Raw genomic sequence first — 11,003 nt, forward strand, 5'->3', positions numbered from 1 at the left:
AGCCAAGGAATTCCAGCATGCAAGGCGTTAAATTCAGGGCAGTAAGAAAAATAATTGACGGCGGGGGATGGTCATTTTCTGGCCGCAACCTTGCGCGAAAGTGGGTTATTATTACCCGCCATACTGGTAGTGTGAGTAAAAATTACCCGCACATCGGCGGGCCGGTTGCAGAGGAAACCCATGGAATTTAAAACTCGAACGACGCTCTTGCCCGTCTGGACGGTGATCGCCGCGGTCGTGTTACTGCTTGGTATTATCGTCACGCTGGCGATCAAAGACCTACAGCGTGGGCGCGAGGCGGAGATCCAGACGCTACGGGAAAAAAGCTCGGTGCTGATGAGTTCTTTTGAATCCGGTGCCCGAACCGGTATGGGCATGCGTTGGCGTCACGATCAGCGTCAGACCCTGTTGGAGGAGATGGCCTATCAGCCGAACGTGCTGTATATCGCCATTACCGATCGGTCTGGCCGCATCCTGGCGCACAGCGATCCGCAACGCGTGGGTCAACAGCTATATAGCCCACAACAGATGGCTGCGCTGAAGATCTCCGGCGACGAGCAGTGGCATATGACGACCTTTGATGAGCCGCAGAACGAACGACAGAATGCATTCGAAGCCTACCGTTGGTTTAAGCCGCTCAAGCGCGGTAACGGCCACTCCGGGCATATGATGAAGCGATCGCGTATGCAGGAAGCTACCGAACCGCAGGATGATGAGCAAGGCGTTATCTTTGCGGCGTTTGACACCGTGGCGCTGGATGCGGCCCAGGCAAAGGATATACGCAACACCGCCATTTTGCTGGTCATCCTGTTGTTGTTGGCATTCGCCAGTTTGTTTATCTTCCGCGATATGCGGAAAATTCGCCAATTGCAGGAGGAGATCCGCCGTAAAGAAAAGCTGGCGGCTATCGGCGATTTGGCGGCCGGCGTGGCCCACGAGATCCGCAACCCGCTGTCCTCGATCAAAGGTTTCGCCAAGTATTTTGCCGACCGTTCGCCAGAAGGCAGCGAGCAGCATGAACTGGCCAAAGTGATGGCGAAAGAGGTCGATCGCCTCAACCGCGCGATCACCGAATTACTGGCGCTGGTGCGGCCTGCCGATCTGCGTTTGCAGCGGGTGGCGATTGACGAGGTGATTGAACATTCACTGCATCTGATCCGCCAGGATGCGGAGAGTCGCCAGATCGGCCTTGGTTACCGTTGCACAGATGCCTTGCCGCTGGTGGAGCTCGATCCCGACCGTTTCACTCAAGTGCTGTTGAACCTGTATCTCAATGCCATTCAGGCGATCGGCAGCGATGGCTCGCTCGAGATCGACGTTGAACTGACCAGGGACGGGGCGGTGCGCATTACCGTCAGCGACTCGGGGACAGGTATTGCGCCGGACGATCTGCAAAAAATCTTTAATCCTTATTTCACCACCAAAGCAACGGGCACCGGCCTGGGCTTGACCATGGTGCAGAAAGTCATCGAGGAGCATCAGGGGACGATCGCCGTGACCAGCGGCCAGCCCACGGGCACCCGCTTTGAGATCGTGATCCCACTGCGTCACCCAACATCGCAAGGAGAAGCCCATGCAGACGCCTAACGCCCATATTTTGCTGGTGGAGGACGATCTCAGCCACTGCACCATTCTCCAGGCGCTAATAAGCGGTTGGGACTACCGGGTCAGCGTGGCGCATAACGGCTTACAGGCGTTGGAACAGGTCAGGGCGCAGCCGTTCGATCTGATCCTGAGCGACGTGCGAATGGCGGAGATGGATGGCATTGCGGCGCTGAAGGCGATCAAAAGCTATAACCCGGCGATCCCGATCCTGATCATGACTGCCTACTCCAACGTCGAGTCTGCCGTGGAGGCGATTAAGGCGGGGGCTTATGACTACCTGACCAAGCCGCTCGATTTCGATACGCTGCAACTCACGCTGGCACGTGCGCTGGAACACACCTCGTTAAAGAGCGAGAACCATAGCCTGAAGCAGCGTTTGCAGTTTGATCCGCAAAATATGATTGGCCGCAGTGAGCCGATGCGCAGGCTGATGGAAATGATCGCCATGATCGCCCCTTCCGAGGCCACGGTATTGATTGCGGGTGAATCAGGCACCGGCAAGGAGTTGATCGCCAGGGCGGTACATGCCAACAGTCTGCGCAAGGATCGGCCACTGGTCAGTATCAACTGTGCAGCCCTGAGCGAATCTTTGCTGGAATCGGAGCTGTTTGGCCATGAGAAAGGGGCGTTTACCGGTGCTGATAAACGCCGGGAAGGGCGCTTTATGGAGGCCGATCAGGGCACGCTGTTTCTGGACGAGATTGGTGAAGTGTCGCCGCTGATGCAGGCAAAATTACTGCGGGCGATCCAGGAGCGCGAGATCCAACGGGTGGGCAGCAACCAAACGCTGTCGGTGGATGTCCGCCTGATCGCGGCGACCAACCGGGATTTGTTGGCGGACGTGGAGGCGGGCAGGTTCCGTCAGGATCTCTACTATCGGTTGAATGTGGTGACGGTGGATAGCCCGCCGCTGAGGGCGCGCAGCGAAGATATTCCGCTGTTGGCGATGCACTTTCTGGAGAAATTTGCCGAACGAAACCGTAAGCCGGTCAAGGGATTTACCCCACTGGCGATGGATATGCTGTTGAAATACCCTTGGCCTGGCAACGTGCGTGAGCTGGAAAACAGCGTTGAGCGCGGGGTGATCCTGTTGAGCGGGGATTTCGTCAGCGAAAAGGAATTGCCGCTGAGCATAAGTCAGTGCGTTGATGTCCAACCGGAACGCCAAACTGGTCAAGCGATCCAGCCGTTGGAGCAAGTGGAGAAACAGGCGATCCTGGCGGCGCTGGAACAAACCGCGGGCAACAAGACCGAGGCGGCGAAGCAACTGGGCATTACCCGTAAAACGCTGTTGGCCAAGTTACAGAAATAATCCCCCCTCACCCTAGCCCTCTCCCACAGGGAGAGGGGACCGATCGAGTTCGCTATCGGCTATGGAAACCTACCTCACCACAATACTGAAATAGCTTCCGTAGTGAGGGAGTCAGATCGCTGTCCTGATTACCACACCGAACTGACTCCCTCTCCTTGTTGGGGAGAGGGTTGAGGTGAGGGGGAACAGCGATCGCCGGAGTATCAACAAAAGCTATTGCCCGCCAGTCTCCGCCCTCAGTGCGGCCACCCGCTGCGGCAAATCAGGCCACGGTTTTTGATTGGCAAAGTCCTGTCGCAGGTATTGCAGCAGCGCGGTAATTTGCTCGTCGTTGAGGTTATAGCGAAACGCTGGCATATAACCTAATTCGCCTTTGGCCGGCTGCTGAATACCGGAGAGCACCACGCGAATGGCATTATCCGGGCTGGCGCTGTAGAGGTTGCTGTTCAGGGCCAGGGAAGGACGTACACCCAGCATCTGGGCGCCTTTCTCCTGCGAATGGCAGGCCATACAGGCACCAGAGAAAATCCGTGCTCCCTGCGAAGTCAGCGGCTCTACCCTTTGCTCTGCCAACCGGCTGATCTCTTCGGCATTGCTTAGAAGCCCTTCATCCTGAGGATAGAAAGAGTGCAGATAAGTCGCGATGGCCTGCAAATCCTCCGAGGGTAATTGAGACAGCCCTTCCGCAATCACCGGAGCCATTGGCCCTGCGGCTACGCCGTGGTTAGCGGAGAAGCCGGTTTGCATAAAGGTCAGCAGATCCTGTCGGCTCCAGGGGATCGGCAAGTGCGCATTGTCAGTCAGTGCCGGAGCAGTCCAGCCTTCTGCGACACCCCCGCTCAGATGTTTGCTGCCCCCTTGTTCACCAAACAGGAAGTTACGCGGTGAATGGCAGGCGCTGCAGTGACCCAAGCCTTCCGTCAAATAGGCTCCCCGGTTCCACTCTTCACTTTGGCTGGCGTCTGGCTGCATGGCACCGGGGGACAGATAGAGCCAGTTCCAGGTGACAATGCCCTGGCGGATATTGAACGGAAAGTGCAGCGCAGTGTTAGGTGGTTGGTAATGGACCGCTGGCTGGGTCATCAGGTAGGCGTACAGCGCCTTGAGATCTTCGTCGCTGGTGCGGGTAAAGGCGGTGTAGGGGAACGCCGGATAGAGGTAATTCCCCTGGCGGTCGATCCCGTGACGCATAGCGCGTTCGAAGGCTGCATAAGACCATCTGCCGATGCCGGTTTGCAGATCGGGAGTAATGTTGCTGGTGTAAATAGTCCCGAACGGGATCTCCATCGCCAGCCCACCGGTATTGCGTTCACCCCCAGGACGAGTGTGGCAAACGGCGCAGTCACCAAGGGCGGCCAACTGTTTACCTTTCTCAATCTGCGCCTGGCTGAAGGTGTGGGTATCCAGACGGTCGATTTGTGCTATCTCTGGTTTCCAGGTAGCAATGGCACCCACGGCCACGATGATGGCAACGGCCAGCGCGCCCAGCCCGGCGATTTTCTTTATCTTGTTCATATATTATCCGTTTTGCTGGCTGGAGGAGGCTAACGCCTTCAGGATCCGTTCTGGAGTGAAAGGGACTTCGCGCAGCCTGACGCCCAGCGCATCAAACAGCGCATTGGCGATGGCGGCGGCACTCGGCACGGAGGCGGATTCCCCGGCCCCCATCGGCGGTTCGTGCGGGTTATCCAGCAACTGAATATCTACCTGGGGCAGCTCGTCAAAACGCAGCAGAGGGTAACCGCCCCAATCCAATGAGGTCACTCCGCTTTGGTCAAAGGTGACAAACTCTTTCAGCACGCGGCTGGCAGACTGGATAATGTTGCCATGCACCTGGTGGCGCACCCCGGCCGGGTTGACGATTTGCCCGCAATCATGAGCGACGTAAATGTTGTTCAGTTTGATTTGCCCGCTGCGGCGATCCACGCTGAGATCGCAAACCCAGGCGGCCCATGCGGCACCAAAACCGGGAAACTTGCTGTGGAAGTAACGGGCGTAGGCGAAGCCCCGGCCATTGACCACTTCTTGATCCTCCGCCACCGGTTGGCGGTGGGCTGGCCCATCCTGCCAGTTGGCCTGCTTTTTCAGCGCGTGGATCAACGTGATGGCGCGCGGATCGGTTAAATACCGCAGGCGGTAGGCGATCGGATCCTGTTTGGCCAGATAGGCCAACTCGTCGATCCAGCTTTCGTGAGCAAACACGTTCGGCAACGCCGACACGCCACGCATCCAGGAAGCCCGCACGATGGGGGCCGCATCTTCCGCAATGATCCGCATATGCGGATATTCATACTGTGGCACGGCGGTACGATCGCCCATCTGCTGTACGTCTGGCCGATTGGCGACCTTGCCGGTCAAGACCAGCGGCAGGGTGACAGCGTTGTTGGAGGGGTAGCTGGTTCTCAGCTCATAGGCGGCTACTTGCTGATTGGCATCCAGCCCGCCACGTACGCGGATCAACTGCCCGGTGCCTTTAGGCTCCCAGCCCGCTTCCTGTTCGCGCATCAGTTGTACCCGCACCGGTTTGCCGGTCGCTTGTGACAGCAGGGCCGCATCCGCCGAAACGTCATCGGCGCAGTTACGGCCATAGCAGCCGGAAGCCTCCATACGGTTGATATGCACCTGCTCAGGCTCGCGGCCAAGCAATTTTGCGATGTCTTTGCGCAGATCGTGGGGATTTTGCGTCCCCGACCAGATTTCCGCCTGCTGAGCGTTGACCTCCGCCACGGCACAGGAAGGGCCGATGGACGCATGTAAGTGATAAGGCCAGACGTAGTCGACATTGACCGGGGTGGCTACCGTGGCAAGGGCGCTGGTGGTTCCCGGATCGTCACGCAGAATTCGCTCGGCTTTCGGGATGGCGGTCAGCGTGGCGTGCAGCTTATCCAAAGACAGGCCCGGTAAACCGGCCCAAGGCTGCCATTGCACCTTTAGCTGGCGCATGGCGGCGATCGCCTGTTCCTCACGCTCCGCCACGATGCCGATAAAGTCATTGATAACTACCAGTTTGACAATACCAGGCAGGTGGGCGATGGAGTCATGATCGACGGAGATCAGTGCTTTTCCCAACGGGGCGCTGCTGTCTGCTCCGGCATAAGGTGGGCGAACGACCCGGCCATGCAGCATGCCCGGCAGACGTATATCGTGCACATAGGTCAGTTGGCCGCGCACCTTGGCCGGAATATCGACGCGCGCGACCGGTTTACCCACATACTGCCCGCTTTGCGGGCTTTTCAGCGCCACGTTGCTGTCCAGCGGGCGGTGCAAATCTTGCCCACGCGCCAGCTCGGCGTAGCTCAGACGGGCCGTGGGAGCATCGGTGGCAAATACGAAGCCATTAGCGGTTGTCAACTGTGTCGCCGGGCGGTTAAAGGCCTTGGCGGCCAGTTCCAGTAACAATTGCCGCACCTGTGCCGCTGCCTGACGCAGGGGAACCGACGTCACCTGGATCGTGGCGCTGGCGATGGTCGGGCCCTGATCGGGCGTGCGGTTGGTGTCGCCCAGGATCATGGTGACATCCTCGAATGCCACGTCCAGCTCATCGGCGACAATCTGCGCCAGTGAGGTGCGTACGCCTGTACCAAGATCGACGTGGCCGTTAAACGCGGTCACTTTACCGTCGGCACCGAGGGCAATAAAGCTGCTGATGCGATCCAGGGGGATGGAGTTGTCTACGGCAACTGCGCTGCCGGCCAGTGCGTTCAGGGGCAACAGGCTGCTGACCATTACGACGCCACCCGCTTGCAGCAGACGGCGACGGGTTATCTGCATTTCCATCATTGGACACCGCGCTCGGCCAATAGCCGCTTGGCCTGCTGCGCCGCAGCCAGGATTTCCAGATGGGTGCCACAGCGGCACAGGTTGAAGGCCAATTCGTTTTTGATCTGTTGCTCACTGGCCTGGGGATCGCGTTCGAACAGCGCCACCAGCGTCATAATCATGCCGTTGGTGCAATAGCCGCACTGCGCGGCCTGCTCATCGATAAAGCCCTGTTGCACCGGATGTAACTTGCCTTCCTGGCTCAGTCCTTCCAGCGTAGTGACCTTTTTTCCCTGTGCGGCAGATAGCGGGGTGGAACAAGAGCGGGCGGCAACCCCGTCGATCAGCACGGTGCAGGCTCCGCATTCCCCCAGGCCGCAGCCGTATTTGGGGCCGTTGAGTTGCAGATCGTTACGTAAAACATACAGCAGGGGAGTCTCTGGTGGGATATTGCTCAGTGCGACCAAACGGCCATTAACATCAATTTCCATGAAAAACCTGATCCTTAATGAGTTTAATTTTTTGTGAAGTCTATGTTAGTGATTGGATGGGTGTTTGATCAAAAGAGGGGATTTTAATGCTTAGCAGGGTAATTATTGAAAGAAAATGTTACGTAGCGCCTTGATACTCAAGAAGAGTTATGGGAGGGCGAGTCAGCGGCGCAGCCAATGCCCGCCGCTGCGATGGAAGGGTGACCTAAAGAAACTCGACCTTGCCACCGTCCAGATGATACATGCTGCCCACAATCTTGATTTTCCCATCCTCTTCCAGTTTTTTCAGCACCGGGCTGTTTTTGCGGATATCGTCAATGGTCATGGTGACGTTGGTTTTGGCGACGGCATCGACAAACTTATCGTTGCTACCGTTGCGATCCCCTTTAAATTCGGTTTTGTCGATGGCCGGTTTGATCTTGTTAAGCAGCCCGGTCAGGTTGCCCAGTTCGACATTCTCGATAGCGCCTTTTACCGCACCGCAGGCGGTGTGCCCCATCACCAGTACCACTTTGGCTCCGGCAGCGGCGCAGGCAAACTCCATGCTGCCCAGAATGTCGTCGTTTTGAATATTACCGGCCACGCGGGCGTTAAAGGTTTCGCCGATGCCGACGTCCAGCAGGATCTCCGCCGGGGCGCGCGAGTCAATGCAGCTTAAGATCACCGCCGCCGGGAATTGTCCCTGTGCGCTGGCCTGCTTTTGGGCGACATAGTCATGCTGCTGCATTTTTCCTTCACGAAAGCGCATATTGCCTTGTTTAAAGCTCTCGATAATCTCGTCCGGCGTCATTTTATCGCGCTGTTCTTTGGTCATCGCAGCGGCAAAGGCTACCGTGGGGGCGGTGAAACCGGCAATGCCGGTCATGGCTAATACCGATAGGGCCGCGGTACGTTTTAATAGGGCGCGGCGTGGCGGTTCTTGGGTGGGCTGCTTACTCATGATCGTGATTCCTTGTGCTATTGGAGGGACAAGACGTCGCACAGGATCGCAGAGTAAACATCGGGAGCCTGTTGATGACGTGAGTTGGATTTCGTCTGGCAAGATGTAAGCAATTTAAGTGTATACAGCGCCCCACTTTTCGCCTGGTTATTTTATGGGCAATGGCGGGCTGAAAGCGCGTAGATTCCTGTTTGTTCGCGCCAGACAATGGCTTAACATAGCGACAACTTTTTTTGCCTGGCCTATATGGATATCCGATGCGTCATCTGGTTACGCTTTTACCCCTGATCCCTTTGCTGGCTGCCTGTAGCAGCGAGCCTAAACCGACCGAGCAACTGGCTCCGCCGGAGAGCCTGGTGCAGAGTGGCTTTGTGCTTGAACCGGAGCACGCCATTCATCCGTTGGGCGGCGACTTTGCCGACAACCCGGCAACGGCACGTTTTATCGATAAGATGGTGCAGGAGCACGGTTTTGAACGCCAGCAACTGCATGACGTGCTGGCGCAAGCCAAACAGCTGGACTGGGTAGTGGCGCTGATGGATAAGCAGGCACCGGCAGGCAAGCCGGCGACCACGCCGAACGGCGCCTGGATCCGCTATCGCAACAAGTTCCTGACGCCGGATAACATACAGAATGGGGTGGTGTTCTGGAATAAATATGAGGCGGAGCTAAAGCGCGCCGAGCAGATTTACGGCGTACCGCCAGAAATCATCGTCGGCATTATCGGGGTGGAAACCCGCTGGGGCCGGGTGATGGGAAAAACCCGCATTATCGATGCGCTGGCGACGCTGTCGTTTAATTACCCACGCCGTGCTGACTACTTTAGCGGCGAACTTGCGACCTTCCTGCTGATGGCGCGTACCGAAGGTGACGATCCGCTTTCCCTGCGCGGCTCCTACGCCGGTGCCATGGGCTACGGCCAGTTTATGCCTTCGTCGTTCAAGAGCTATGCGGTGGACTTCAACGGCGACGGCCACATCAACCTGTGGGATCCGGTGGATGCCATCGGCAGCGTAGCCAACTACTTCAAAGCGCACGGTTGGACGCGTGGGGCCACGGTGGCGGTACCGGCTAACGGTCAGGCTCCGGGGTTAGAGACCGGTTTTAAAACCAACTACTCGGTGGCTACGTTGGCGGCGGCTGGGTTGACCCCGCAAGGCTCGTTAGAAGGTAATCAGCAGGTCAGCCTGCTGCGTCTGGATATGGGCAACCGTTATCAATACTGGTACGGTTTACCGAACTTCTACACCATCACCCGCTATAACCACAGCGTGCATTATTCGATGGCGGTCTGGCAGTTGGGTGAGGCGGTTGGCCAGGCACGCCGCGGGCGGTGATTCTGAGCTAAAGGTTAGGCGAGCTTCAGACGTAAAAAAACCCGATGGTGAATCGGGTTTTTTTACGTTCTGGCTCGGAGTTGGTGGCTCTAGCCAGAGTGAAGCAGCCAACATCTAACGGAAACAGTATACGCAGGATTTGATTGATTTTTAAACTACCCCCTGGCCTTTAATAGCTTATTGGCCCTGCGATCATCCCCTCACCCTAGCCCTCTCCCACAGGGAGAGGGGACTGAATGTGCTACCCAGTGACTTCCGAATTTAGCTTTGGCACGGGCGCAGCATGCAGCGCCTCTAAGGCGCGCCACCTTACCTTGATGTGGCTTAATGATCTTGGACACCAACTAAGGGTGATAAACTTCCCTGATACAAAAGAGGTGTCCAATGACAGGCAGACGAACTTTTTCTCCCGAATTCAAATGTGAGGCTGCAAGCCTTGTTCTCGATAGGGGTTACTCAATTGCACAAGCCTGCGAAGCAATGGGGGTGGGTAGTACAGCGATGCAGCGCTGGGTACACCAGCTAACCCGTGAGCGGGGTGGAGTTACGCCGACGACAGGAAAGGCTCTGACGCCTGAGCAGAAACGTATCCAGGAACTTGAAGCTCAGGTCCGTAGAATTGAGCGTGAGAAAAATATCTTAAAGGAGGCTACCGCTCTCTTAATGTCGGAATCGTTCATTCGCTTGAAATGATTAAAATATTGAGTGAGCGTTATCCTGTTGTTGAACTGTGCGTTCTCTTTGGCGTTGCACGCAGTCGTTATTACTACCGACGTCTTCCTGAGAAGACGGCGAGAAAAGCCCAACGAGAACGTCTGTGTGAGCTGCATAAAGAAAGCCGTGGTTCTGCAGGGTCTAGGACCTTATCTGCCTCGCTAAACGCTGAAGGCTATGTGGTAGGCCGGGATAAAGCACGTCGGTTGATGCAGGAAGCTGGGCTGAGAAGCACACAACAGCGTAAACACAGTTACAGGTTAGCGACAGATGAAGCGAAGTATGCCCCCAATCACCTGGCACGCGCCTTCAATGTTGAAAGGCCGAATATAGTCTGGTGTGGGGATGTGACTTATATCTGGGCAGGTCGATGCTGGCTGTACCTGGCAGTGGTGTTGGATCTCTATGCCAGAAAGGTAGTGGGTTGGTCGTTATCTTTATCGCCGGATAGCGTGTTGACTGGTGATGCGTTGCGAATAGCTTACGAATCCAGAGGATGTCCTGAGGGTGTCATGTTCCACTCAGACCAGGGCAGTCACTACAGTAGTCAAGCATACAGGCACAAGTTAGAGCAATACCAGATAAAACAAAGCATGAGTCGACGTGGTAACTGTTGGGATAATGCGCCAATGGAGCGGTTCTTCAGAAGCCTGAAATCAGAATGGGTCCCGAAGTATGGTTACGAAAATGTGGACGAAGCCAAGGCAGATGTTCTGAGCTACATAACGCATTACTACAACCATCGAAGAGCGCATAGCTTTAATGATGGTCAGACACCGCATGCCAAAGAGAGGCATGCGGTGTAAAAAACCTTAATCGGTGTTCGATATTACTAGACCACATCA

The 11,003-nt window shown here is 56.4% G+C and carries 9 protein-coding genes; 5 read left to right on the forward strand and 4 right to left on the reverse strand.

Annotation, left to right across the window (positions count from 1 at the left end; translation table 11 throughout):
• Positions 1–17 precede the first annotated feature (17 nt).
• From ACRDCA_RS08705 to ACRDCA_RS08715, 3 genes are read left to right on the forward strand one after another with little or no spacing between them, the layout of a single operon-like run.
• Positions 18–191: a hypothetical protein gene (locus ACRDCA_RS08705; protein WP_438689180.1), complete on the forward strand. Its 174-nt coding sequence runs from the start codon at positions 18–20 to the stop codon at positions 189–191.
• Positions 181–1,587: a two-component system sensor histidine kinase ZraS gene (gene zraS, locus ACRDCA_RS08710; RefSeq protein WP_438689181.1), complete on the forward strand. Its 1,407-nt coding sequence runs from the start codon at positions 181–183 to the stop codon at positions 1,585–1,587. The genes ACRDCA_RS08705 and zraS overlap by 11 nt, the downstream gene beginning before the upstream one ends.
• Positions 1,574–2,917, forward strand: a complete 1,344-nt coding sequence (locus ACRDCA_RS08715; RefSeq protein ID WP_438689182.1) for a sigma 54-interacting transcriptional regulator — start codon at positions 1,574–1,576, stop codon at positions 2,915–2,917. The genes zraS and ACRDCA_RS08715 overlap by 14 nt, the downstream gene beginning before the upstream one ends.
• 213 nt (positions 2,918–3,130) lie before the next feature.
• On the opposite strand, the gene ACRDCA_RS08720 is transcribed toward ACRDCA_RS08715, so the two are convergent.
• The 4 genes from ACRDCA_RS08720 to ACRDCA_RS08735 form a co-directional block, all read right to left on the reverse strand.
• Positions 3,131–4,432, reverse strand: a complete 1,302-nt coding sequence (locus ACRDCA_RS08720; RefSeq protein WP_438689183.1) for a c-type cytochrome — start codon at positions 4,430–4,432, stop codon at positions 3,131–3,133.
• Positions 4,433–4,435: 3 nt separating this feature from the next.
• Positions 4,436–6,697: a molybdopterin cofactor-binding domain-containing protein gene (locus ACRDCA_RS08725; RefSeq protein ID WP_438689184.1), complete on the reverse strand. Its 2,262-nt coding sequence runs from the start codon at positions 6,695–6,697 to the stop codon at positions 4,436–4,438.
• Complete coding sequence (locus tag ACRDCA_RS08730; RefSeq protein ID WP_438689185.1) at positions 6,694–7,167, reverse strand: (2Fe-2S)-binding protein; 474 nt, start codon at positions 7,165–7,167, stop codon at positions 6,694–6,696. Before ACRDCA_RS08730 ends, ACRDCA_RS08725 begins: the two co-directional genes overlap by 4 nt.
• Before the next feature lie 205 nt (positions 7,168–7,372).
• Positions 7,373–8,107, reverse strand: coding sequence for a carbonic anhydrase (locus tag ACRDCA_RS08735; RefSeq protein WP_438689186.1), 735 nt, complete (start codon positions 8,105–8,107; stop codon positions 7,373–7,375).
• 257 nt (positions 8,108–8,364) lie between these two features.
• Here ACRDCA_RS08735 and mltB point away from each other — a divergent pair, with 257 nt between their 5' ends.
• Complete coding sequence (mltB, locus tag ACRDCA_RS08740; RefSeq protein WP_438689187.1) at positions 8,365–9,444, forward strand: lytic murein transglycosylase B; 1,080 nt, start codon at positions 8,365–8,367, stop codon at positions 9,442–9,444.
• Between the two features lie 384 nt (positions 9,445–9,828).
• Positions 9,829–10,964 (forward strand): IS3 family transposase gene (locus tag ACRDCA_RS08745; protein ID WP_438689188.1). Its coding sequence is split into 2 segments (ribosomal slippage): positions 9,829–10,090 and positions 10,090–10,964, totalling 1,137 coding nucleotides; the frame shifts between segments, so codons are not numbered across the junction.
• Positions 10,965–11,003 lie beyond the last annotated feature (39 nt).

The organism is Serratia sp. (in: enterobacteria) (genome assembly GCF_051654945.1).
Classification (GTDB): Bacteria; Pseudomonadota; Gammaproteobacteria; order Enterobacterales; family Enterobacteriaceae; genus Chania.

Bases quoted from the DNA above. Each gene is read 5' to 3' on its own strand.
- ACRDCA_RS08705 (WP_438689180.1), top strand. From the start codon at position 18: ATGCAAGGCGTTAAATTCAGGGCAGTAAGAAAAATAATTGACGGCGGG.
- zraS (WP_438689181.1), top strand. From the start codon at position 181: ATGGAATTTAAAACTCGAACGACGCTCTTGCCCGTCTGGACGGTGATC.
- ACRDCA_RS08715 (WP_438689182.1), top strand. From the start codon at position 1,574: ATGCAGACGCCTAACGCCCATATTTTGCTGGTGGAGGACGATCTCAGC.
- ACRDCA_RS08720 (WP_438689183.1), bottom strand. From the start codon at position 4,432: ATGAACAAGATAAAGAAAATCGCCGGGCTGGGCGCGCTGGCCGTTGCC.
- ACRDCA_RS08725 (WP_438689184.1), bottom strand. From the start codon at position 6,697: ATGATGGAAATGCAGATAACCCGTCGCCGTCTGCTGCAAGCGGGTGGC.
- ACRDCA_RS08730 (WP_438689185.1), bottom strand. From the start codon at position 7,167: ATGGAAATTGATGTTAATGGCCGTTTGGTCGCACTGAGCAATATCCCA.
- ACRDCA_RS08735 (WP_438689186.1), bottom strand. From the start codon at position 8,107: ATGAGTAAGCAGCCCACCCAAGAACCGCCACGCCGCGCCCTATTAAAA.
- mltB (WP_438689187.1), top strand. From the start codon at position 8,365: ATGCGTCATCTGGTTACGCTTTTACCCCTGATCCCTTTGCTGGCTGCC.